Origin of the sequence: Achromobacter sp. SD115 (genome assembly GCF_017355315.1) — a bacterium.
GTDB classification, from domain to species: Bacteria; Pseudomonadota; Gammaproteobacteria; order Burkholderiales; family Burkholderiaceae_B; genus Achromobacter; species Achromobacter xylosoxidans_B.
This window is the reverse complement of sequence record NZ_JADIJM010000020.1, coordinates 12,846-34,977: the sequence shown is the minus strand read 5'-3', so window position 1 is coordinate 34,977 and position 22,132 is coordinate 12,846. Positions and strand designations below refer to the sequence as shown.

The window sequence follows — 22,132 nt, the reverse complement described above, 5'->3', positions numbered from 1 at the left end:
CCGCGAATTGTGAAGCCAGGGGGCAGACGCCGACACTGAAGCCTGTTTTCACCGTGCCGGAGAGCGGACATGTCAGGGTTGCGGAAGCGTCAGTTGGGGCAGGGCATGACGGAATACATCGTGGTCGTGGCCTTGGTCGCGGTGGCGGCCATTGCGGTGTATCAGTACTTCGGCCAGGTGGTGCGATCGCAGACCGCCGCCATGGCGCGCGAACTTGCCGGCGAGGACGGCGGCGCGCAGAGCCGTGCGGCGCAACAGGCGGCGCAGAAAGCGGCGGCGCAGACCAAGGCCCGGTCGCTGAAGTCCTTCACCGGCAATGCCGCGGACGCGAAGTGACTACACGTTCTTGCGCATCGCTTACCCACCAGCGTGGCCAGGCGCTGGTCCTGGGCCTGCTGATGGTGGCGGTGGGGGGCATCTCCCTGGTCGTCCTGTACAACTTGGGACAGACCGTGGGAGCACGCCAGCGGCTGACGCACGCCGCGGACGCGGCGGCGTACAGCGGGGCGCTGGAGCAAGCGCGCGCGCTCAATGCCCTTGCCTATATCAACCGGACGCAGATCGCGCATCAGGTCGCCATGGCGCATCTGGTCACGCTAGGTGCGTCGGCGCAATACGCCCGCACCCTGCAGTCTCAGCGCAATCGCCGCAATCCGCCCGCAGGTCTGATCACCATGCTGTTTGGGCCGGACGTGGGTATGGCTTATCAAGCCGCGCAAGCCGTGCCTGATGCGGAACAGCGGCTGGCAGCGGCGTTCGGCGAGCATGACCGGATCGTCCACCAGGTCCTGGAAGCGGCGGCGGCATCCGCTGTCGCCGATCTGGCGGCTTCACGCGACCGCATCATGAACAAGGTCCTGGCCGCCAATCTTTCGGAGGACGTTCCGACGCTCCGCGCAGATGGCGCGCATACCCGGGGCGCCAGCCTGCGGCTGCTGACGGACGGGTGGCCTGGCTACCTGGGGCGCCGCCTGGCCATGCGCGACGCAGGTCTGCGGCCCGCCGTCGAGCAGGCGGTGGAACGCTATGGTTTTCTCGACCGTCGTAGCGCCACGCGGCGCAATCCGTGGATGGTTCAACCCTTGTGTCCGCTGCATCGTCACGAGTTGCGGCGCCGGGGTTCCACCTGGTTGGGACCGGACGGGCGTTGGGGGGCGCTGGACACCCAGTCCTACCATGCACTGCGCTTCAACCGCTGGAGGGGCTGCTACTTCCGCGAATACGCCATGGGCTGGGGCACGGCGCAGGGGCAGAAGATCAAATCGCCCGAAGGCCTGGAATACGTGGACGAGCCCCCGCTCGATTTTTCCGACCAGGATTTCTGGCGCTGGGTGGAACTGTCAACAAAGTGGGATCTGCTCAATGACATAAGCAATCCCATGGCCAACTCATACGCCATGGCTGCCGCCCAGCGCTGGCCGGGCCGGGGCCTGCCAGCCTATCGCGAAGTCGCTTTGTCGCGCAGCGGCGATCCCCTGCGCTTCGCGGTGGCCGTCCGGCTTGCCGGTACATCCTTGAAAACCACGGACGCGCAAAGCGCGGTCCGGGCGCCCGTGGGAAAGTTCCGCTATGCCGCCCTCGGTCCGGAGGACACCGTTACCGTGACCTCAGCGGCAGAGACCTACTTTGCCCGGCCGGAACCACGCGCCGACGGCCGCGACGAACTTGCCACGCTTTTCCGTCCCTACTGGCAAGCGCGCCTGTCGGCCGTTACCGCGGGCGAGGCCGCGCGGGCAAGGGGGACGCCATGAATCGGATTCGCGCGCGGCAGCAAGGGCAGGCCCTGATCGAAGCGTTGCTGATGCTGCCGCTGCTGGCCCTGCTGCTTTGGGCGGCGTCCTGGATAGGCGGATTGCAGTTCACGGCACAGGAAGTCGCGCAGGCCAGCCGCAAGGCCGCGATGGCAGGCGCCTTGGGGCAACCCTCGCAGAATCAGCACGCCCCAAGCGGCACAGTGCTGTCGCGGAATGCCAGCGCGCTGCCCGGTATCGCACCAGCGCAGGTCACCGCCTTGCAGGACGAATGGTTCGGCGCGGAATTGAAACTGATGTCCGCGACGGCAAGCACTGCGCGCCGTGACCGGGACAGTGCGGCCTGGTTGCGCATCGCCCGCCGCACGCACGTGGCAAGCGGCGCCGGGTATGCGCACGGCGACACCGACGCGCAGCGCCGCATCGGCCGTGCGCCAACGTCCTGGCGCAAGACCGAAAGCGCTTCTCTGGCTGAGGCCCGGCGTTTGAAGCCTGTCGTCGATCGCCTGGACGGGCCATGGCGCAGGCCCGGCCTGTCGCTCGACTGGCTGTCCGAATGGGCGGATGTGGTGCCTGCGGAGCGGCTGGCCGGCCGCAAGGGGATGGGCAAATGACCAGACCATGTCTTTTGTCGTCTTCTGCGGGTTTGGCTGTGCCGTGGGGGCGTGGTTGGCGGACCTTGGCGGTGGCACGGACACTGCGCCTGTTGCTGGCTGGCGCATTGGCTGTCGCTGCAGTGGGGTGGCGCAGCATTGCTGCCGCACAGGATCTCGCGCCTGACTCCACGGAGGCCAGGAGCAGGTCCGGCGTCGCCGCGCTGGAAGCATTGCGTTTTCCCGCAGGCTCGCGGCGCGGGCTGCTGGCGGAAAGTATCTGGCTGCATGGAATCCCGGCGCGCGTGCTCATATTCGACACGCCGCTCAGCACGCCTGAATTGATCCGCCACCTGTCTGCGCAGCAGCCCGCTCTGACCGACCTCAACGTGTTGCCCGGACAGGCCATTCTGTCGGGGCAGGTGGGGCAGGAACGATGGGTGGTCCAGATGGAAGGTCTGGGCGCGCGTCGGACGGCCGGAAGCGTTTCCGCGGTCAGCCTGCTGGTTGCGCCAGACAGTCCCTTGCCTGTCTGGCTCCCGGGCGGCGCCCGTTTGAGGTTGGATCTGGCGGTGATGGAGGACGGTGTACGGGTCTCCGAGAAAATCTGGCAATACGCCATGTTGCCGAGGCAGTTGGCGCCGCTGCTGGAGGAGCGTCTGGTCCAGAACGGCTGGCGTCGCATGCCGGCGTCTGGGGAATCGGCGCATTGGTGGGTTCGCCGGGGCGCGCGCATGAGGCTGTCGCTGGTGCCGCTGGAAGGCGGCAGCGGGCTTCTGGTCAGCGGAAGAACGCCATGAGGAACTGGATCACCCCTGTCCTGGTGCGCCTGCGCAGAACGGGCGTGTACGCGATCGCGCTGATCGCGGGCCTGGTGTCTGCGTGGGCGGTGCGGGAACACGTGCAGCAGCGGGTCCAGGCGCTGGAGGCCGAAGCGCGCACGCCGATGGTCAGCCGGCTGGTCGCGGCATATGACCTGCCTGCAGGCACGCAACTCGAAGAATTGCATGTCGCCGTGCGCGAGATCCCGGAGCCATGGGCTTCGCGGGCCAGCATCGATCCCCTGGATCTTTCTGGCCTGCTTGGCGCCACCTTGCTGGCCGATGTCGCCAATGGTGAACCCTTGCTCCGGGGGCATTTGACGTTCACCGCGCCGGTTCCGGCCTTGGCGTCCCGCCTGCGTAGCGGGCAACGCGCGTTGACGGTGGCGGCCACCGACCTGGGAGGTCTGGCGGAAGTGTTGCGCGTGGGCGATGCCATCGACATCTATGTGAGCTTTGCGCATCGCCAGCAGGAACTGACCGTGCCTCTCTTGCAAGGCATGCGCGTGCTGATGGTCGGGGGCGAGGCCGATGGTGAAAACAAGGGTGGCAATATCACCTTGGCGGCGACGCCCGATGAGGCGATGCGATTCGTGGCGGCCCGGCAGAGCGGGGTGCTGACAGCGATGCTGCGCCATCGCGACGATGCTGCCGTGGTCAGCGGCGCAGTGCAAGGCGACCTTGCTTCGCTGATCGGATTGGACCTGGAGCCCCGGAAGGCGCCGGGCGTGGCCATTCTGTACGGCGACCGGCTGGAGCCCACAGCGGGTGAAGGAGCAATGGAGATAGAGGCGGCCGTCTCGCCTCGACTGAAAAGGGGGCGGCCATGAGGCGGGCCGTCGCCAGCATATTTGCCTGGGCGCTATGTCTCGTCAGCCCTGCAGCGTGGCCAGCGGACGAGGAGATCGAACTCCAAGTAGGAGAAACGCGGATCCTGTCGCACCCTGGAGTCAAGCGCGTGGCGATAGGCAACGGCCAGGTGATCGGCGCCATTGAGGCCGAAGGGCGCGAGGTCGTCGTGTTCGCCCGCGCCGAGGGCGTGTCTTCTCTGCATGTCTGGGCCAACGGCGCCCGCGCCAAGGCCTATGAACTCAGGGTCGTGCCGGCCGGGGCACCGCGCCTGCGGGCGGAAGTCGAGGCTTTGCTGGCCCGCATTCCTGGCGCGCGCAGCACCGAGGTGGGCGGTCGCATCCTGATCGAAGGCGACGACCTTTCCGACGACGACCGTTTGCGCATCACGGCCCTGGCAGACCGCTATCCCGCCGTGCTGGATTTCACCGGGCAAGTGGGCTGGGACCGCATGGTGCAGCTGGACGTGCAGGTCGTGGAGATCCCCACATCGAAGCTGAGGGATCTCGGCGTGCGCTGGGACGGGATGTCCCAAGGCGGCATCAATGCCGGCTTGGCCTGGGACGCGGGATCCCGGGGGCGCATGAGCCGCCCCGGCGAGGAGATCATAGAAACGGCGGGCGCGGTCTCGTCGGCGGCTGGCTACTTCGGCGTCAATGCGCTCTTGTCATCCCGTATCGCGATGTTGGCTCAAAGCGGGGAAGCCGTGATGCTGGCCCAACCTCAATTGCTGGCGCGCAGCGGCGCCAGCGCAACTTTTCTGGCCGGTGGCGAGGTGCCTTACTCGTCGACCGATACGCGCGGCAATTCGACCACGCTGTTCAAGCCCTACGGCGTCATGCTCAGGATCACGCCCCGCGTCGACCGCAACGGGGTCATCCGATCCTTGATCGAGGTCGAGGCGAGTTCCGTGGACAACGCGCTGAGCGTGCCGGGTGGACCGGCGTTGCGCACGCGCCGCGCATCCACCGAATTCAACGTGCGGTCCGGCGATACGCTGGTCATCGGCGGTTTCCTGTCCCGCGAGCGGGACGAGGCAAGCGACGGCCTGCCATGGCTGAAGGACGTCCCGGTCCTGGGCGCTTTGTTCTCGTCCCGGCGCTATCAGCTGCGGGAAACCGAACTTGCCATATTTGTGACGCCCAAACTCATTACGCAGGCTGAACCCGCCATGGCGGACCGTGTGCGGCGTGGACGTGGCTTGCTCGAAGCGGCTTTTCCCGTGGCGCCCCGCCTGGGAACCGTTGTTCCTGCCCCGGCAGGGTGGGATGCCTACGCGGGCGCAGGTTCGCAATGGGGGCAGCACCCTGACGATGTCCCGACATCTTCATCGGAAACAAGGCCATGATCGACATAGAAATGATGTTCGAGGACGCTACGGTGCACCGGTCGACGGTGGCCGCCCCCGTGCTGATCGGACGCGGCGCGCACTGCGGCTTGCGCATCGTGAACTGGCGGGTGGGACGCCAGCACGCCCGCCTGTTGCGCGAAGAGGCCGGTATCGTTCTCGAAGACCTGGGCACGCTGGGGGGCACCCTGGTGAACGGTGTAAGGATCGTGCGCCACGTACCGGTACTGCCCGACGACGAAATACTGATCGGGCCTTGCCGGTTGCGCGCATCGCTGGCGGTCGCCTCTGAACACACCGGAGTATCGGGCGGACGCGTGTCTGACAGCGCTGCGCGCGACTTGGCTGCAGCGCAGGATCTGCCGGTGCTGGCGGCGCCGGCAACGCCGTTGCCGGTTCGCGCTCCGCTGCATCAGTTGCAGGAGCGCCGGCGCCTGCATGGGGCGTTGCTGGCGGCGCTGGACCTGCGCCGCCGTGACGTGGCGGGCATGAGCGACGGCATGCTGCGCGCCGAGGCCGAGCGGCTGCTGACGCACATTGTTGCCACGGACGCGGATTTGCCGCCAGCGGTGGACCGCGCGGCCTTGTGCCGCGAGGTGCTGGACGAAGCGGTCGGCCTGGGGCCTCTGGAGCCCTTGCTCGCCGCCGCCGACATCACTGAGATCATGGTCAACCGCCATGACGAGATCTACGTCGAACGCGGCGGACGCCTGTCGCGCCACCAGGCGGCCTTCACCAGCGAGCAATCGTTACGTTGGGTCATCGAGCGCATCGTTACGCCCCTGGGGCGGCGCATCGACGAAAGCTCCCCTATGGTGGATGCCCGGCTGGCGGACGGATCCCGGGTGCATGCCATCATTCCGCCGGTGGCCATGAGAGGCGCGAGCCTGACCATACGCAAGTTCCCGCAGCGGCGCCCCGGCATGTCCGATCTGATCGCGGCGGGTTCGTTGAGCGGCGCCATGGCGCAATTCCTTGCGCTCTGCGTGAGATTGCGCAGGAATCTGGTGGTATCCGGAGGCACGGGGGCTGGCAAGACGACCTTGCTCAATATCCTGTCCAACGAGATTCCCGATGGCGAACGCGTGGTCACCATCGAAGACGCGGCGGAGCTGCGCCTGAACCACGATCATCTGGTGGCGCTGGAGGCGCGTCCTGCCAACCAGGAGGGGCGCGGACGCATCGACATCCGCGAACTCGTGCGCAACGCGTTGCGCATGAGGCCAGACCGGATCGTGGTGGGCGAGTGCCGCGGGCCGGAGGCATTCGACATGTTGACCGCCATGAATACCGGCCATGAGGGATCCCTGACGACGCTGCATGCCAACTCCCCTCGCGATGCGCTGGGGCGCCTGGAATCGATGATCCTGATGGCCGGCCTCGACCTTCCCCTGGCGGCCGTGCGCGAACATATCGCCGCCAGCGTCGACATCGTGGTGCAGCAGGCCAGGCTGGCTGACGGGCGGCGCGTCGTGACGTCGATCGCAGAGATCGCCGGCATCGAAAGTGGACGTATCCAGCTCCAGGATTTGTTCCGGTACGACCGCGTCCGGGGTTTCGCCGGTTGCGGCGCCTTGCCCGGCTTCGCGCGCGATTGGACACAGCCCGACGAAGCCTTCGACCCTGCCTGGTTCTCCGACACCGAGAAGGCGGCGCCGGGGACTGCGGTTTTTTCGCAAGGAACGCCATGATCTGGCTAGCGGCGGGGGCCGCCATGATCTCCGTGCTGCTGCTGGCGTGGCGCGCCCAGGGCTGGTTTGCGCCGGCGCTGCGCCGCTACCGAGAGGTCTACACCCAGGAGGCGGGCTTGCGCCTGAGCGAGGTGTTCCTGTTCATAGACCCGGCCCAATTGTGGGCCGGGGCGGTGGCTTGCGCCACGGTTGCGGCAGCGCTGGCCTTTGCCGGGACGGGTAGCGGCCTGGTGGCCGCCATGGCGGCGGCGCTTGCCTCGCGCTTGCCCGGGACGCTGGTGAATGCGCTGCGGCGCCAGCGTGCCCGGCGGTTCGAACAGCAACTGCCGATGGCGCTGTTGATGCTCGCCTCCGCCTTGCGCGCGGGCGTGGCATTGACGACCGGCCTGCGCCACGTCGTCGAGCAAAGCGGTGCGCCCCTGGCCCAGGAGTTCGGCTTGATGCTGCGCGAGCAGCGCATGGGAGTGCCTTGGGACGCCGCGCTTGAACACCTGAGCGACCGCATGCCGGCCGATTCGACCGCTCTCGTGGTCGCGGCCATGCGCATCGCGGCGCAGACGGGCGGCAATCTGGCGGAGGCGTTGGAGAGCATCGCGCAGACCCTGCGCGCCCGGTTGCAATTGCAGGCGAAGCTGCTGGCGCTGACTTCGCAGGGGCGCTTGCAGGCCTGGATCGTAGGGGCGTTGCCTCTGCTGTTGCTTGCCGTGCTGGACCGCCTGGAGCCGGAAATCATGGGATTGCTGTGGCATACGCCCGTGGGGTGGGGCGTGCTGGCCATCGTGGCGGTGCTGGAGACCGCGGGCATGCTGCTGATCCGGCGCATTGTCCGGATCGATATCTGACGGAGGAGGCTGTGATGTGGCTGTACTTGAGTCTGCTGACTGCCGCGTTGGCTGCGGGGTGGCTGGCCTGGGTGGTCTTGAAGCCATTGTTGCTGGACAGCCAGGGCGCCTCGTCCGCCCTGCCGTGGTGGTGGCGAGCGGCCTGGCCCTGGATTGCGGCGGTGGCGCCCTTGGCTGGGCCTTTGTGTACCTGGCGTTGGCGCATCCGGCTGACGCGGGCGATCGAGCGGGCTGCGTTGCCCGCCAGCATCAGTTACGCGCACGTGGCGGCGCTGAGCTGGAGCGCGGCAATGGCCGCCGGTGGGTTGGCGACGACGGTAGCGCTTGTTCTGCTGCAGGCTCAGTCCTGGGGGTGGATCCCTTGGGCGGTAGCGCTTGCCCTGGGGGCCGGCGCCGTGCCGGGCCTCTGGTTGCGGAGTCTGAGCGTCAAGCGGCGGCGCAGCATCGAACGCGACCTGCCTTTCGTGTTCGACATGATGACCTTATGCGTGGAGGCGGGGCTGAGCGTGCACGGGGCATTGCAGATGGCCGCGCAGAGCGGCCCGGCCGGCATATTGCGTGACGCATTGGCCGACGCGCTGGCGGAGATGCGCGCCGGCGTTTCCCGGACTGTGGCGATCAAGGCCCTGGCGGAACGTAGCAATAGTCCGCTTGCGCGCAATTGGGCCGCCGCCTTGGCGCAGGCCGAGGCGCTGGGGATAAGCCTGGGGCCGGTGCTGCGCGCGCAGGCGGCGCAAAGCCGCAGCGATCGTCACGTGCGGGCGGAACAACTGGCGATGCAGGCGCCCGTGAAGATGCTGTTGCCCTTGATCGGCTGCATCTTTCCCTGCACCTTCATCGTGCTGGCCTTCCCGGTCATGGTGCAATTGCTGCAGAGCGTGCAATGAGCAATGACCAGCCATCGGGGCAGCGTGGCGGGCTCAGGTTGCTCAAGGTAGCCAACTGGTGTGGCCGCGCCCGCGGCTTGCTGGGACGCAAGCCGCCAGGGCCGCGGTCCGGCATCTTGTTGATGCCTTGTGCCGCGGTGCATACCTTTGGCATGCGTTACGCCATCGACGTGGCATTCATATCGCGGCGGGGAAGGGTGCTCGCGGTGCGCAGGGCGCTGGCGCCCTGCCGCGTGGCCTCATGCCTGGGCGCCGTTGCCGTCGTCGAGATGCGCGCCGGCATTCTCGATGCCGAACACGGAGGTATAGGCAGGATAGAAGCTGCAGTACAGCACGCCACCCGCGGCGATATTGAAGGGAATCTGCAGCGTCCCGGCAAGCTGCGGCGACAGGCCAATGGCGACCAGGAGGCCGGCGCAGAGGTCGATGAAAAGAAATACCAGGATCCAGGTGGCGCCGTAGACCAGGAACGGCAGCTTGTTGCGCCAGCAGGCGATGCCGGAGAAAAACAGCGCCTGGACCAGCCGCAGCCCATGCCAGGCGACCAAGACGGGCGCGTGCCAGAACAGCGCCGCGATTACGACGTACGTGATCGCGAACAAGCTCAGCGGAACCGCCATGGCGGACAGGATGGGCTCCATGGATTTTTCCACGGATGCGATGCGCATGCCCTCGACCATTGCGTCGGTGAACGGCAGGAAAATGATCAGGCCGCAAACAATGCAGAGCGCTGCGTACAGCAGCCCCATCAGGAACAGTTTCCTGAACACGCCGGGCTGCTTGAGCGGCTTGGCCCACATCGAGGGCAGCATGACGCGATCGGCTTCGACATGCTTGCACGCCGATAGCGTCATCAGCGTGATGATGGGCATGAGCGCCACCACCAAGATGGGGCCGACCGGCGGCGTCGCGGTGGCGAAGATGACCAGGAGGCTGATGGCCATGGCCCAGGTGAACATGGCCAGTGGTTGCTTGCGGAACAGACGGAAGCCGTCACGGACCCATTGCCAGCCGGATGTTGCGGGTAGGAATGCTGCTTGCATGGCTCTTTAAAGGGGGTGATCTCTCAAAAAGGGACGCGCTATCCCCATTATGGGGGGAGCAACAGTTACGGCAATATTGGCAGGCCGGGGCGGTGGCGTGCTTGCAACACTCTTTCGAAATGCCGGGGATCGTGCGGTTTGAGGGTCTGAGCCGGCCGCGGCAGGAAAAAGTCGTACAGGCGCGATATCCAGAAGCGCAGCGCGGCGGCGCGTAGCATCAGCGGCCAGACTTCGCGTTCCGCTTCGGTGAACGGGCGTACAGCCGCATACGCCGCCAGCCAGGATTCGACCAGTTCGGGCACGAATTCGCCCGTGTCGCGCTCGATGCACCAGTCGTTGACGCTTACCGCCACGTCGAACAGCCAGGTATCGCAGCCAGCGAAGTAGAAATCGATGATGCCGCCCATGAGCGGATCCTCGAAGGTGCCGGCAAACAGGACGTTGTCTCGGAACAGGTCGCAGTGAGCCGGGCCGGTCTGCAATGCCTGCCACGCCGGCGTCGCAGCGGCCGCCTGCTGGTCGGCCAACTCCGATGACAGAAGCTGGGCTTGCGCCGGTTCCAGGAAGGGCATGACCTTGGGCGCCGTTTCCAGCCACCAGGACAGCCCGCGCAGATTGGGCTGGTGCAGCGGGAAGTCGCGCGCCGCCAGGTGGGCGCGCGCCAGCGTGGCGCCGGCCAGGGCGCAATGCGCCGCGCCGGGCGCGGGCTCGTAGCCGCCAGGCAGGCGCGAAACGATGGCGCAGGGCTTGCCGTGCAGCGTCGTCAGGCGGGTGCCGTCGCCCAGGGTCTGGGGGCGGGGCACGGGAATGCCGCGCTCGGCCAGGTGGTACATCAGTTCGATGTAGAACGGCAACTGGGCCTGCGTGAGCACCTCGAACAGCGTCAGCACGTACTCGCCGCGGGTCGTGTACAGGAAGTAGTTGGTATTCTCGATACCCGCCGTAATCCCCCGAAGCGAGACAAACTCGCCCAGATCGAAATGCGCCAGGAGGGCGCGAGCGTCGTCTTCGGAGACAGGGGTGAATACGGCCATTGATGTGCGGAATCTAGGGGTTAGCGGACGCGCGGCACGCCTGTTTCGGCTGCGGCGGCGCAATTTTAGACCACATGGCGGGCGGGGCTGTCCGCCATCCGGTTGAGCGGTCGGAGCCGTCGGCCGGACACAAAGCCGCCAAGCACCGTAAAATACCGCATCCCCTTGTTTTGTAGAGTGATTCTTGGACTCCCCCGACTGGCGGCTGTGCGTCGCCCCGATGATAGATGTGACCGACCGCCATTGCCGCTTTTTCCATCGGCTGCTGGCGCCGCGCGCCCGCTTGTACACGGAAATGATCACCACCGGTGCGCTGCTGCACGGCAATGTCGAACGTCACCTGGATTTTGACGAGGCCGAGCATCCCGTGGCCCTGCAACTGGGCGGCAGCGAGCCCGACGCGCTGGCGCATTCGGCCCGGCTAGGCAAAAAGTGGGGTTACGACGAGATCAACCTGAATTGCGGCTGTCCTTCGGAGCGGGTGCAGAAGGGGGCGTTTGGCGCCTGTCTGATGGCCGAGCCTGCGCTGGTGGCCGATTGCATGAAGGCCATGCAGGACGCCGTGGATATTCCGGTCACCGTCAAGCACCGGCTTGGGCTGGACTATGACGAGTCCTATGAATTTGTGCGCGATTTCGTCGGCAAGGTCTATGACACAGGTTGCCGGGTGTTCATCGCCCATGCCCGCAACGCGGTGCTCAAGGGGCTTACTCCCAAGGACAACCGCGAGATTCCGCCCCTGCGCTACGAGGTGGTGCGGCAATTGAAGCGCGACTTCCCGGATTGCACGTTCGTGCTCAATGGCGGCCTGGCTGACGCCGATCAGTCCACGCGCGCGGCGGGCGATTTTGACGGCGTCATGCTGGGACGGGCCGCCTGGCATACGCCGCGGGTGCTGTCCGAGGTGTCCTTGCAGCTATGGCCGTCGCTGCGCCTGCCGAGCGACGCGCAGGTGGTCGACGCCATGATGGAGTACGCGGCGCGGCAAGTCGCCGTGGGCGTGCCGCTGCGGGTGATGACGCGGCCGATGTTGGGGCTGGTGAACGGCCAGTCCGGCGCGCGCCGTTGGCGCCGCATGCTGTCCGATCCGGCCTTGCTGGCCGCGAACAATCCTGAACTGATTTACGATGCCTGGCGCAGCCAGCGGCATGCGCCTGATATGCGCGGCGCCGCGATCGAAGCGGCGCCGGCTGGAGTGTGATGGCAGGCCAGCTGCGGCTGGCCGGGGGCTCAGGACTTGGCCGGTTCGGCGTTTTCCGTCGGCCAGTCGCGGATATAGGCCTTCAGCATGTTGTTTTCGAACTGCTGGGCCGCCACGATGGCTTGGGCCATGTCGTAGAACGAAATGACGCCCATCAAGGTGGGGCCGTCCATGACCGGGATATAGCGCGCGTGCTTTTCGAGCATCAGGCGCTGTACTTCGTCGGCGCTGGTGTTGGGCGACACGCTGACCGGCGCGTCGTCCATGATGGAGCGGATGGTGGTGTCGCCGGCGCCGCCATGCGCATGCATGTGGCGGATGATCTCGCGGAACGTGAGCATGCCGGTCAGCGTCCCGAATTCCATGATCACCAGCGAGCCTATGTCCTGCTCGCTCATTGTTTGCACGGCCTGGGACACAGGCATGTCGGGCGACGCCGTATAGAGCGTATCGCCCTTGACGCGCAAAATCTCGCTGACCTTCAACATCGGTTCCTCCTGGGCGGACTGCGCCCTGATCCTATTTGCTAGTTCTTTTTCGCTTCCAGCTGCAGCACCGGAGCGATTCCATTTTCGGTATTTTGCGCTTCTCCGCAGACTTCTTCCAGCGTGGGCGTATTTTGCTGCGAAATCACGGCCGAGGCGACGCGCAGTATTTCCGGGTCATTGCGGACCCTGGGCTGGCTGCGATCCAGCAGAAAATGGTCCACCACGGGCGCCATCGAGGTGTTGCGGGCATCGCAGGTCAGCACCCAAAGACCTTCAGGGCTGCGCGTCGCCAGCCCCATTTCAGCCAATGTTTCCAGCACTTCGTTCAGTTCGTCCTGGTGCAGCCTCAATTGCGCGGCCAGCAGATTGGCGGGTAGTCCCGGCGGATTGGCCGCCTGCGCCTGGCGCAGCGCGCGCAGCGCATCCACGGCGTCCACGAAGGGCGCGCCGGGATAGCGGTTGATTTCCCAGCGACCCAGGCGGATAAGGGGCGCGCTGGACGCCAGGATGGCCCCCAGCAGCACGGCCAGCCACGACAGATAGATCCAGAGCAGGAAGATCGGCAGGGTGGCGAATGCGCCGTAGATGACGGTGTAGGTGGGGAAGCGCGTCAGGTAGTAGGCGAACGCCGACTTCATGATTTCCAGCACGACCGCGGTCACGCAGCCGCCGACCAGGGCGTCGCGCCAGAGGACCTCGCGGTTCGGGACCATGACGAACAGCGTGGCGAAACCGAGAGCGGTCAATATCAGCGGGATGAACGACACCGCGACGCTGAGGGCTTCAGGCACGTCCCGGACCAGGCCCAGCGATTCGCGCGCCACGAACGAGGTCGCCCAAAGGCTGGCGCCGGCCACCACCGGCCCTAGCGTGATGATGGCCCAATACACCAGCGCGCGCTGCCGCAGGGGGCGCTGGCGCGTCACATGCCAGATGTCGTTGAACGCCTTGTCGATCGTCATGATCAGCAACAGCGAGGTGATCAGGAGGAACACGCCGCCGATGGCGGTCAAGCGCGAAGCCTGGCGCGCGAACTGGTTCAGGTAATCCATGATGTTGTCCGACACGGACGGGGGCATCAGGCTGTTGGTCAGGAAATCCTCGAGCGCGACGCGGAATTCCTGGAATACCGGAAAGGCGGTGAATAGCGACAGGACCACGGCCAGCATCGGCACGATGGCCAGGACGGTCGTGAAGGTGAGACTGGACGCCACTTGCAGCAGTTTCTCTTCGCCGGCGCGTTCGGCGCTGAAGCGCACGACGCGTCCGGCCCGCGCGATCCATGAAGAGCGCGGGGTCGAGTGCTCGGTGGCCGCCGGCGTTGTGGCGGCAGGCTCGGCGGGGCGATTCATCAGGCGATAATAGCAGCATGAACCCCGAACTCAATCCCCGTTTGCGCCTGCTGGCCTCGGTTTCGCTGTTCGCCCTGATTGTGCTTTGCGTCACCTGGGAAACCGTGGTGGCGCCGGTGCGACCCGGCGGTTCCTGGATGCTGCTCAAGGCCTTGCCGCTGGCGTTTCCGCTGCGCGGCATCCTGCGCGGCAATCTCTATACCTACCAGTGGGCGTCCATGTTGTCGCTGCTCTATCTGATGGAGGGCGCGGTGCGGGCCATGTCGGATCCGGCCCCGCTGTCCGTGTTGATGGCCTGGGGCGAGATCCTGCTGTCGACTATTTTCTTCCTTAGCGCCATTTTCTACGTGCGACCCGCCAAGCGGGCCGCCAGGAGGCAACGCGCATGAGCGCCCATACGCTGTCCGACCTGCGCGTCGTCAATTCCTTTGCTGCTTTACCCGCAGCGTTCTATACCCGGCTTGCACCCCAGGCCTTGAACAAGCCGCGCCTGTTGCACGGTAATGCGCGGGCTGCGGAGCTGATCGGCCTGGACCCCTCCGCCCTGTCCACGCCCGAATTCCTGAACGTGTTTTCCGGCGCCCAGCCGCTGCCGGGCGGCGACACGCTGGCCGCGGTTTACAGCGGCCATCAGTTCGGCGTCTGGGCTGGCCAGTTGGGCGATGGGCGCGCCCATCTGTTGGGCGAGGTCGAGGGGCCGCAGGGCAACTGGGAACTGCAGCTCAAGGGGGCTGGAATGACACCGTATTCGCGCATGGGCGACGGCCGCGCGGTGTTGCGCTCATCGGTGCGTGAATACTTGGCCAGCGAGGCCATGCATGGCCTGGGCGTGCCTACGACGCGCGCGCTGGCGCTGGTGGTTTCCGATGACCCCGTCATGCGGGAAACCGTGGAGACGGCTGCCATCGTGACGCGCATGTCCCCCAGTTTCGTGCGTTTCGGTTCTTTCGAGCATTGGTCGTCGCGCCGCCAACCCGATATGCTGAAGACGCTGGCGGACTACGTCATAGACCGCTATTACCCGGAATGCCGCGAGACCGGCGCCGGCGAAGCCTCGAGCGACGTGGCGCCTTATGTGAATCTCCTGCGCGCCGTTACACGGCGCACGGCGCTGCTGATGGCGGATTGGCAGGCGGTGGGCTTTTGTCACGGCGTGATGAATACTGACAACATGTCCATACTGGGGCTGACGCTGGACTACGGTCCTTATGGTTTCATGGACGGTTTCCGCCTGGGCCATATTTGCAATCACTCGGACTCGGAAGGGCGTTATTCCTGGAACCGCCAGCCGTCCGTGGCGTTGTGGAATCTTTACCGCCTGGGCGGCAGCCTGCACGCGCTGGTGCAGGACGTGGAGGGTTTGCGGGCGGTCCTGGACGAATTCGAGGCGGTCTTCACGCGCGCCTTCCATGACCGCATGGGCGCCAAGCTGGGCCTGGCCGCATGGCGGCCGGCCGACGAAGCGCTGCTGGACGACCTGCTCAAGCTGATGGATGCCAATCAGGCTGATTTCACATTGACCTGGCGGCGCTTGGCCGATGCCCTGTCTGGCCAGCGCGCTGCGTTCGAAGACCTGTTCATCGACCGGCCGGCGGCAGGAGCCTGGCTGGACCGTCTGGTGGAGCGGCATGCGCAGGATGGACGGCAGGTGCAGGATGTAACTGCGGGCATGAATCGCGTGAATCCGCTTTACGTACTGCGCAATCACTTGGCGGAGGAGGCCATCCGGGCAGCGAAAACGGGCGATGCCGGCGAGATCGACACCCTGATGAAGCTGTTGCGTAACCCGTACCAAGCCCAGCCCGGGCATGAGCGGTATGCGGCATTGCCGCCGGATTGGGCAGGTAGCCTGGAGGTCAGTTGTTCCTCGTGATAATGGCCGCCAGCCGTACAAACCAGAGTAGGGTGCAAGCGATTTTCCCGGGATTTACGGGAAAATAACTATTTGGACAAGGAATATCGCAGTTTTTTTCACTGCAATCATTCGTTTCCATTGTAAAAGACGTAAGATTGTCGCCAACGGAATACCCGGGACTCTGCGTCTGCGGGGCATTTGTCGATAATCTTCAAAATAAAGCACTCTAAATATGGCTGGCGCAGATGGTTTGCTGTGTATCGGTCTGCTTGAGGATGACGCGGACTTCCGGGAGGAGTTGGCGTTAGGCTTGGGTGGCTATGGTTTCCGGGTGGCATTTGCCTGTGATAATGCCGCGGCGTTTTATCGCCGGTTGCAGGAGCAGCCCTGCGATATCGTCATTCTTGATGCCCATTTGCCAGGAGAAGACGGGTTCTCCGTGGCGACCCGCCTGCGCGCCCTCAGTCCGGTCGGTATCGTCATGCTGACTGGCCGCAGCGCGCTGGAAGACCGGGTGCGGGGCCTGGAAGGCGGCGCCGATGTCTATATGACCAAGCCGGTGGATCTGCTGGAACTCAGTTCGGTCATCCGCAGCCTGGCTCGCCGGATGCGTCTGGCCAAGGCGCCGCGTCCCGTGGATGCGGAAACGCGCGCCACCGCGGATACCTCATGGTCCCTGCAGGACGGCGGCTGGATCCTGGTTGCGCCCGATGGCGCTTCGCTGCACCTCAGCGCGCAGGAACGGACCTTCCTGGTTGCTCTGATGGACGCCGCCGGCAGCGCCGTCAGCCGCCAGGTCCTGGCGGAATTGTTCCTGCCGGACAGCCCGGGCGGCTTTGAACTGCGCCGCATCGACGTGCTGGTCAGCCGTTTGCGCGCCAAGGCGCAAAGCGCGGGCCTGAAGCTGCCCGTGCTGTCGGTGCGCGGCCAGGGTTACGTGTTCGCGGCCTGAAGGCGCCAGCGGCGGTCAAGCCGCCGGCGCGCTGGACGGCAGGGTGACGACGAAGCGCGTGCCTACGCCTACCTCGCTTTCCATGGTCAATGAGCCGCCCTGGTTCTGGCAGATGCGCCGGGCCAGATAGAGGCCGATGCCCATGCCTTGCGTCTCCCGGTGCGCCGAGCGCCGGAAGTGCGGCTCGAAGATCTTGGCCTGCTCCTCCACGCCTATGCCCGGACCGCGGTCAGTGACGGCCACCCAAGCCATGGGAATGGCCCCCACCCGGGTTTCGCCGGTTTCGATGCGGACAGGCTCATTTGCCGGCGAGTACTTGATGGCATTGTGGATCAGGTTGCGCACCACCACGCTGGTCAGGGGGCGGTCGCAGTAGACCGGCAGGGAGGCGCCGGCCTGCAACATCAACGCATGCGCCGTATCGGGTTGCATCGCGGTGACGACATCGCGTACCAGATCCGCCATGTCCGTTTGTTCCCCGCGAGGCGTCCATGCTTGCTCGCCCAGCCTGTCCTGATTCAGCAGTTGATCCATGAGTTCGGTCATGCGGGTGACCGAGCGATGAATGCGCGCCAGGCGGTTGTCCACGGCCTCGCCGCTTTCGGCAAGTATCATGTCCAGGGACTGGGCCGCCGCACTGACGGTGGCAAGCGGCGCGCGCAATTCGTGCGAGATCAGCGCATTCATCTGACGTTGCGTATCGAGCGCGCCCGCCAGTTCTGCCAGCCTCAGTTCACCTTGGGCCAGATGTTCCGCATCACTGTGCTCGTGGCCCGCGCGTTTCGATTCATGCTGCGGACGGCAGCGGTGATCGATCGCCAGCAGGAGCAAAGCGCTTGACACCAGCAGTAGTCGCGCCAGCACGGCGATCGTTCCTGGTGCCTCCTGGGGCAACCAGGCGTCATGCCCCAGCAGCCATGCAGAGACGCCGTAGGCGCCAGCCAACGCTAGCGCGGCCGCGCGCCCGGGTGTCTTGCTCGCGGCACGGACCAGGAACCAGATGGCCAGCGGCAGGCTGGCGATGGCGCAGGCGCCCGCGATCGCGGCCGACGCGATGCCGTTGCCCGGGTCGTAGGCGATGATCAGCGCCAGTATCGCGACTATCGTCAACGCCGCGCTGGTCCAGCGGCAGGCCGTCGCCAGCTTGGTGGCGGACGCTGCCGCAAGAAGGGGGGCGGTGAGCGCGAGCAAGGCCGCATAGGATCCGGCTTGCAGCGCTGTCGGCGGCAACAGCGTGGGCATGGAGCGGAACACGCCCTCGAGCAGCATGAATGCCAGTCCCGCGCCATAAATCGCGTTGCGGGTGGCCGCCCACGCCACGGCACAGGCGACGCCGCAGGCCGTGGCGACACCGGCCGTCAGGCCCAGATGCAGGTCTTCGTGTGAAACACCCAGGCCATGGGCCTGGGCCGCGCCGGGGCCGAGGAGGGCGCACAGCAGCAGCCCCAGAGGGGGCAGCATGGCTTGCCGAACCTCGGGGAGGCTACCGGAACGGCGCGGGCGCAAAGGCCAGCGGATGCGAAAAAGCCAACAGATGCGAAGCAGCATGCCTTCCGTCAACTGGAAATCCAGGGATGATCAGGTGCGAGGTCGTGCGTATGGGCGCAGTTTACGACAGGCCCGCGCATGGCATGGACGCCGATGCCCGCCAGGACGTTCTGCGTGGCGAGGTCAGGCACGTCTTCTGCATAGACCGCGATATCCAGCGCCGCGGCGGTCGCCACCACCGTGGCGGCGAGGTGCTGGCTGCCCGGGCTGTGGAGCAAGCCGGTGATGAAACCGCCACACAGCTTCAGGTATGACAAGGGGAACTCGTGCAGATGCTCGATGGCGCCGAACTGGAACGACAGCCGGCTCACGCCGACCCGGGCGCCGGCGGCCACGACGATGTCGCAAAGCTGGTGCAAGTCGGCCCCCTGCGCAGCCAGGGCCGCTGCGTCGATTTCCACGATCAGGCGCGCGCTCAAGGCCGGCCGGTCGGCCAGCATGCGTTGCAGCCTGGACTGGAACGACGGCTGGGCGATCGATGCCAGCGATATCGGCACCGCCAGCGCGCCTGGGCGCGCGAACAGCCAGTCCAGCCCCAGGCGGATGGCTTGTATGTCGCACTCTGCGGCCAGGCCGAGGCGGACAGCCGGGGGCATGAAGATCGAGGCCGGCACGGGATCGGCGCCGCTGGCGTCGTGCAGGGTCAGGCTGGCTTCCTGGTGCAGCAGGGCGCCGGACAGGTCGTGCAGGGGCTGCACGGACAAGGAGAACCTGTGCTGTTCGAGCGCCGTAACCAGGGCGTCGTGCCAGCTGTACTCGCCGATGTGCGTGCTGTCCGGCGCGCGGCTGGCCGGCGCGATCTGGTCGTCGTCGGCGCTTTCGGCGCACATCAGGGCGTGGTCCAGGCGCGCCAGCGTGTCGCTCATGCCATCTCCTGGTGCGTAGGAGGCCATCGCCAGGGCCCAGCGGCAGGACTCGTGCTTGTCCATGGGCACGCGCAACGAGCGCAGTTCGCGTCGCACCCGCTCGGCCAGCAGGCTGGCTTGCGGCGCTGAAGTGCGGGGCAGCAGCAGCGCAAAATCAGAACCGCTGATGCGCGCGAGCATGGCGGCTGGCCCGCCGAATTCGGCGACCAGCTTGCGCAGCCGGTCGGAAGCGGAGCGCAGCCACTGGTCCGTGAAGGCGCGCGAGAGATGCCGGTTGATCTGCGCCAGGTCGCGTTGGCGGAACATCAGCAGATGGCCGCCGGCTTCGGGGTCCTTGTCCGTCAGCGCCAGCCTGAACTGGTCGACAAAATACTTGCGATTGTGCAGCCGCGTGATCGGGTCCTTGTAGATCTCGCTCTGAAGCGATTCGATCCGCGCATTTTGTTCCTGGACAGTGGCGGCGACCATGCGTTGCGCGTCCACCAGCGCCTGGTCGACGCCTGCCAGTTCGCATGTGCCGTTCAACGTCTTGCGATTGCCCGGGGCCAGCGCGCGTACGCGTTCGCAGATGTCGCGCGAGGTGCGCGCTTCTATCCGCCGCGCCAGATTGAGGGAGAACAGGATCCATAGCAGGCCGGCTGCCAGCATCAGCCCCAGGACCCGCACGCCGCCTTGCCACAAGGTGTCGCGTGCTTCCCGCGAATCCGCCTGCACGGTGACGATACCTCGCGAGCTGCCATCCGGAGCTGCGTAAGGCCGCGACACGGCGGGCGCTTCCATGCTCAACCAGGTGTCGCGCCAATCGTGCTCCCTGGACTGAGGGTCGGTTTGCGGGGTTTGCCGTTCGATGGCGGGGGCGCCCTTTTCGTCGGTAATGCGCACCAGCGCGTAATCTCCCCCCGCGAACAGCGCATCCGCCAGCGCAGTTCGTTCGTCGGGGCCGGCCGCCGCGTGCGACAAGGCCCAGGCGAGCGCGTTGGCGCCGTCGTCGCTTTGCTGCGCCAACTGCGAGTTCAGATAGCGGTGCGCGGCCAGCATTCCCACCGCCTGCGCGCCGAACAGAACGAGGCCGATCAGAAGAGCGGTGAAGAAAAGTAGCCGGCGGAATGTGGACATGTATTTGGAGGTTCCCTTCCTGGCCGCTGCGTGGCCTGAACTGAGGACTGCCAGGTGTCCGGTTGGAACGGCGTCGGATCGCGATCAGCGCTAGAAGGCCTGGATACGGGGTGTGACACGCGTCACTAATACATCAGTGGAACAGCAATTCTACATGTCACAGAACGTGCCGAATATTACTAAATTCATGCCGTAAGGGGGCAAGCTGTGCAATTATTTCGCTGCTGCGCGTTTTTGAATGACAACTATCGAGACAGCGTGTATTAATTTTTCGGGTGTAGCTGTCGTAAGTAGTAGGGCGAGCATGGCACCAAGGGCCGGCGCAAGCCTTCATGGCCCATCCCGAACCTTCCGTGAGCAACCAGAGTAACCGTAGGAATACAAGGGAAAAGAGGCGCGTTGCCTCTGAAGTGTGGCGTTTTTTGCGAAAATAATGCATATTTTAAAAAATGTTACAGTCCTTGGGTTCTTTTTCGAACCGCAACGCCAGGGGCTTATGGATAGGGGGCTTCGTGCGTGAGAGTTACCTGCTCGCACTGTGCCTGACGCTTGCGGGCGCACTTGTAGCGATGTGCTGGGTCTTCGTGCGCAGGGAACGCCTGTTGCGCCAACGGCTGACGCGCGATGAACTGACCGGTGTCCTGAACCAGCAGGAACTGCACCGGCGCGCCCGCGCCTGGCTGAACAATGCCGAGGGCCGCTCGCGCCGCGGCGCGTTCTTTCTGGTGAGCTTCGAGCAATATGCCGAGATCAGCGCCATGTTGCGCGCGGGCGAAGATCAGGCCTTGTTGGTACAGGTGGCCAACCGCCTGGGCCTCATCTGCCGTTCCATGGGTGGCATGGTGGCGCGCTCCGGGACAGATGCGTTCACGGTCTGCGCACCCGACGTGGACGAAACGGGGGCGGCCCAGGTGTCGGCCAAGCTGCTGGAAGCCCTGAGCGCACCCTACGAGTTGGGCGGGCGCCCATTGATGGCCATGTTCCGCGTGGGTACGGCCTTGTATCCCGAGCATGGCCGCAGCGTGGAAGAACTGCAGCGCTGCGTGCAGGTGGCCTTGCTGCCGCTGAAGGAGCGCGGCGGGCCGGGCTGGAACCTGTTCGATTTCCGCATGTTGGCGCGTCAGCGCGATCAGCAGGGGCTGGAAAACGACCTGCGGCTGGCGCTCACCACACCCGCCATGGAGCAGTTCGAACTGTATTATCAGCCTGTCTGTGACAGCGGTACCGGCATGGTGCAGGGATGCGAGGCGCTGTTGCGCTGGCATCACCCTGTGCTCGGCAGCGTATCGCCTGCCGTCACCATCGAACTGGCCGAGCGCAGCGGCCTGATCGTGCCGCTGGGAGCCTGGATCCTGGAGCGCGCATGCACACAGGCGGCGTTATGGCCAGCGAGCTGGCGCGTGCATGTGAACCTGTCGGTCAAGCAGATGAACGAGGATGGTCTGGTCGAACTCGTGTCGGATGCGCTGGAGGCCGCGAACCTGGCACCGAACAAGCTGGTGCTGGAAATCACGGAATCGCTCTTCATCCTGCACTACGAACGTCACGTGAAAATCCTGAACACGTTGCGGGCGATGGGCATAGGCGTGGCGTTGGACGATTTCGGCTGCGGCTATTCCAGCCTGAATCATCTGCGCTGCCTGCCCATCGATTGGGTCAAGATCGATCGCAGCTTCATCTCCGCGCTGGAATCCGATGCCGGCAGCCGCGAGGTGGTGTCGGCGCTGTTCGGCCTGTGCCAGGCGATGCATCTGCCGGTGGTGGCGGAAGGGGTCGAAACCGAAGGCCAACGCGAGATCCTGAAGTCTCTGGGATGCCGGGTGATGCAAGGTTTCCTGTTGGGACGCCCTGCGCCGGCCTCCGAAATCCAGGCTTTGGCCTCGGCGGTGTCATAA

20 protein-coding genes and 1 pseudogene are annotated in these 22,132 nt (G+C 65.7%); 15 read left to right on the top strand and 6 right to left on the bottom strand.

The genetic code is table 11. The features are described 5' to 3' along the window. Positions 1 to 69 precede the first annotated feature (69 nt). From IPU70_RS24270 to IPU70_RS32865, 10 genes and pseudogenes are all read left to right on the top strand, one after another. Complete coding sequence (locus IPU70_RS24270; RefSeq protein WP_013392851.1) at positions 70 to 336, top strand: hypothetical protein; 267 nt, start codon at positions 70 to 72, stop codon at positions 334 to 336. After that, positions 333 to 1,751: a pilus assembly protein TadG-related protein gene (locus tag IPU70_RS24265; RefSeq protein WP_207471206.1), complete on the top strand. Its 1,419-nt coding sequence runs from the start codon at positions 333 to 335 to the stop codon at positions 1,749 to 1,751. The genes IPU70_RS24270 and IPU70_RS24265 overlap by 4 nt, the downstream gene beginning before the upstream one ends. After that, on the top strand, positions 1,748 to 2,365 hold the full coding sequence (locus IPU70_RS24260) for a pilus assembly protein (RefSeq protein WP_207471204.1): 618 nt from the start codon (positions 1,748 to 1,750) through the stop codon (positions 2,363 to 2,365). Before IPU70_RS24265 ends, IPU70_RS24260 begins: the two co-directional genes overlap by 4 nt. Positions 2,366 to 2,436: 71 nt before the next feature. Beyond that, the gene (locus IPU70_RS24255) at positions 2,437 to 3,144 is read left to right on the top strand and encodes a hypothetical protein (protein ID WP_371819065.1); all 708 of its coding nucleotides are present in this window, start codon (positions 2,437 to 2,439) and stop codon (positions 3,142 to 3,144) included. Beyond that, positions 3,141 to 3,995: a Flp pilus assembly protein CpaB gene (cpaB, locus tag IPU70_RS24250; protein ID WP_207471200.1), complete on the top strand. Its 855-nt coding sequence runs from the start codon at positions 3,141 to 3,143 to the stop codon at positions 3,993 to 3,995. The genes IPU70_RS24255 and cpaB overlap by 4 nt, the downstream gene beginning before the upstream one ends. After that, entirely contained in the window at positions 3,992 to 5,362 is a 1,371-nt protein-coding gene (locus IPU70_RS24245) for a type II and III secretion system protein family protein (RefSeq protein ID WP_207471198.1), read from the top strand. Before cpaB ends, IPU70_RS24245 begins: the two co-directional genes overlap by 4 nt. After that, positions 5,359 to 7,053 carry an ATPase, T2SS/T4P/T4SS family gene (locus tag IPU70_RS24240; protein WP_207471196.1) on the top strand — a complete coding sequence of 565 codons (1,695 nt, stop codon included), beginning with the start codon at positions 5,359 to 5,361 and terminating at the stop codon, positions 7,051 to 7,053. Before IPU70_RS24245 ends, IPU70_RS24240 begins: the two co-directional genes overlap by 4 nt. Beyond that, positions 7,050 to 7,895 carry a type II secretion system F family protein gene (locus IPU70_RS24235; protein ID WP_207471192.1) on the top strand — a complete coding sequence of 282 codons (846 nt, stop codon included), beginning with the start codon at positions 7,050 to 7,052 and terminating at the stop codon, positions 7,893 to 7,895. Before IPU70_RS24240 ends, IPU70_RS24235 begins: the two co-directional genes overlap by 4 nt. 14 nt (positions 7,896 to 7,909) lie before the next feature. After that, positions 7,910 to 8,782: a type II secretion system F family protein gene (locus IPU70_RS24230; protein WP_207471187.1), complete on the top strand. Its 873-nt coding sequence runs from the start codon at positions 7,910 to 7,912 to the stop codon at positions 8,780 to 8,782. Next, positions 8,779 to 9,015 (top strand): annotated as a pseudogene (locus tag IPU70_RS32865) (DUF192 domain-containing protein); the annotation flags it as partial. The gene IPU70_RS24230 and the pseudogene IPU70_RS32865, both read left to right, overlap by 4 nt. Before the next feature lie 6 nt (positions 9,016 to 9,021). Here IPU70_RS32865 and IPU70_RS32860 read toward each other — a convergent pair. Continuing rightward, the gene (locus IPU70_RS32860) at positions 9,022 to 9,825 is read right to left on the bottom strand and encodes a BPSS1780 family membrane protein (protein WP_242702680.1); all 804 of its coding nucleotides are present in this window, start codon (positions 9,823 to 9,825) and stop codon (positions 9,022 to 9,024) included. Between the two features lie 65 nt (positions 9,826 to 9,890). Further along, positions 9,891 to 10,859 (bottom strand): homoserine kinase, encoded by a 969-nt coding sequence (locus IPU70_RS24220; RefSeq protein ID WP_207471184.1) that lies wholly within the window; start codon positions 10,857 to 10,859, stop codon positions 9,891 to 9,893. Between the two features lie 184 nt (positions 10,860 to 11,043). Here IPU70_RS24220 and dusA point away from each other — a divergent pair, with 184 nt between their 5' ends. Next, complete coding sequence (gene dusA / locus IPU70_RS24215) at positions 11,044 to 12,060, top strand: tRNA dihydrouridine(20/20a) synthase DusA (protein ID WP_207471182.1); 1,017 nt, start codon at positions 11,044 to 11,046, stop codon at positions 12,058 to 12,060. A gap of 29 nt (positions 12,061 to 12,089) precedes the next feature. Here dusA and IPU70_RS24210 read toward each other — a convergent pair whose 3' ends face one another. Next, the gene (locus IPU70_RS24210; protein ID WP_207471180.1) at positions 12,090 to 12,548 is read right to left on the bottom strand and encodes a CBS domain-containing protein; all 459 of its coding nucleotides are present in this window, start codon (positions 12,546 to 12,548) and stop codon (positions 12,090 to 12,092) included. Between the two features lie 38 nt (positions 12,549 to 12,586). After that, entirely contained in the window at positions 12,587 to 13,900 is a 1,314-nt protein-coding gene (locus IPU70_RS24205) for a YihY family inner membrane protein (RefSeq protein WP_207471178.1), read from the bottom strand. A 17-nt stretch (positions 13,901 to 13,917) separates the two neighbouring features. Between IPU70_RS24205 and IPU70_RS24200 the strand changes: the two genes are divergently transcribed. The 3 genes from IPU70_RS24200 (at position 13,918) to IPU70_RS24190 (ending at position 16,707) form a co-directional block, all read left to right on the top strand. Beyond that, positions 13,918 to 14,289, top strand: a complete 372-nt coding sequence (locus IPU70_RS24200) for a DUF2069 domain-containing protein (protein ID WP_013392865.1) — start codon at positions 13,918 to 13,920, stop codon at positions 14,287 to 14,289. Continuing rightward, positions 14,286 to 15,773, top strand: a complete 1,488-nt coding sequence (locus IPU70_RS24195) for a YdiU family protein (RefSeq protein ID WP_207471176.1) — start codon at positions 14,286 to 14,288, stop codon at positions 15,771 to 15,773. Before IPU70_RS24200 ends, IPU70_RS24195 begins: the two co-directional genes overlap by 4 nt. 214 nt (positions 15,774 to 15,987) lie before the next feature. Then, positions 15,988 to 16,707, top strand: a complete 720-nt coding sequence (locus IPU70_RS24190; protein ID WP_054458575.1) for a response regulator transcription factor — start codon at positions 15,988 to 15,990, stop codon at positions 16,705 to 16,707. 15 nt (positions 16,708 to 16,722) lie between these two features. On the opposite strand, the gene IPU70_RS24185 is transcribed toward IPU70_RS24190, so the two are convergent. Then, positions 16,723 to 18,168 (bottom strand): sensor histidine kinase KdpD, encoded by a 1,446-nt coding sequence (locus IPU70_RS24185; RefSeq protein ID WP_242702679.1) that lies wholly within the window; start codon positions 18,166 to 18,168, stop codon positions 16,723 to 16,725. 95 nt (positions 18,169 to 18,263) lie between these two features. Next, positions 18,264 to 20,237 (bottom strand): EAL domain-containing protein, encoded by a 1,974-nt coding sequence (locus IPU70_RS24180; protein WP_207471171.1) that lies wholly within the window; start codon positions 20,235 to 20,237, stop codon positions 18,264 to 18,266. 512 nt (positions 20,238 to 20,749) lie between these two features. On the opposite strand from IPU70_RS24180, the gene IPU70_RS24175 reads away from it, so the two are divergent. Further along, positions 20,750 to 22,132 carry a putative bifunctional diguanylate cyclase/phosphodiesterase gene (locus IPU70_RS24175; protein WP_371819063.1) on the top strand — a complete coding sequence of 461 codons (1,383 nt, stop codon included), beginning with the start codon at positions 20,750 to 20,752 and terminating at the stop codon, positions 22,130 to 22,132.

Coding starts and splice junctions, on each gene's coding strand:
- IPU70_RS32860 (WP_242702680.1), bottom strand. CDS start 9,825: ATGCAAGCAGCATTCCTACCCGCAACATCCGGCTGGCAATGGGTCCGT.
- IPU70_RS24180 (WP_207471171.1), bottom strand. CDS start 20,237: ATGTCCACATTCCGCCGGCTACTTTTCTTCACCGCTCTTCTGATCGGC.
- IPU70_RS24220 (WP_207471184.1), bottom strand. CDS start 10,859: ATGGCCGTATTCACCCCTGTCTCCGAAGACGACGCTCGCGCCCTCCTG.
- IPU70_RS24210 (WP_207471180.1), bottom strand. CDS start 12,548: ATGTTGAAGGTCAGCGAGATTTTGCGCGTCAAGGGCGATACGCTCTAT.
- IPU70_RS24230 (WP_207471187.1), top strand. CDS start 7,910: ATGTGGCTGTACTTGAGTCTGCTGACTGCCGCGTTGGCTGCGGGGTGG.
- cpaB (WP_207471200.1), top strand. CDS start 3,141: ATGAGGAACTGGATCACCCCTGTCCTGGTGCGCCTGCGCAGAACGGGC.
- IPU70_RS24195 (WP_207471176.1), top strand. CDS start 14,286: ATGAGCGCCCATACGCTGTCCGACCTGCGCGTCGTCAATTCCTTTGCT.
- IPU70_RS24200 (WP_013392865.1), top strand. CDS start 13,918: ATGAACCCCGAACTCAATCCCCGTTTGCGCCTGCTGGCCTCGGTTTCG.
- IPU70_RS24270 (WP_013392851.1), top strand. CDS start 70: ATGTCAGGGTTGCGGAAGCGTCAGTTGGGGCAGGGCATGACGGAATAC.
- IPU70_RS24245 (WP_207471198.1), top strand. CDS start 3,992: ATGAGGCGGGCCGTCGCCAGCATATTTGCCTGGGCGCTATGTCTCGTC.
- IPU70_RS24235 (WP_207471192.1), top strand. CDS start 7,050: ATGATCTGGCTAGCGGCGGGGGCCGCCATGATCTCCGTGCTGCTGCTG.
- IPU70_RS24205 (WP_207471178.1), bottom strand. CDS start 13,900: ATGAATCGCCCCGCCGAGCCTGCCGCCACAACGCCGGCGGCCACCGAG.
- IPU70_RS24260 (WP_207471204.1), top strand. CDS start 1,748: ATGAATCGGATTCGCGCGCGGCAGCAAGGGCAGGCCCTGATCGAAGCG.
- IPU70_RS24185 (WP_242702679.1), bottom strand. CDS start 18,168: ATGCTGCCCCCTCTGGGGCTGCTGCTGTGCGCCCTCCTCGGCCCCGGC.
- IPU70_RS24190 (WP_054458575.1), top strand. CDS start 15,988: ATGGCTGGCGCAGATGGTTTGCTGTGTATCGGTCTGCTTGAGGATGAC.
- IPU70_RS24240 (WP_207471196.1), top strand. CDS start 5,359: ATGATCGACATAGAAATGATGTTCGAGGACGCTACGGTGCACCGGTCG.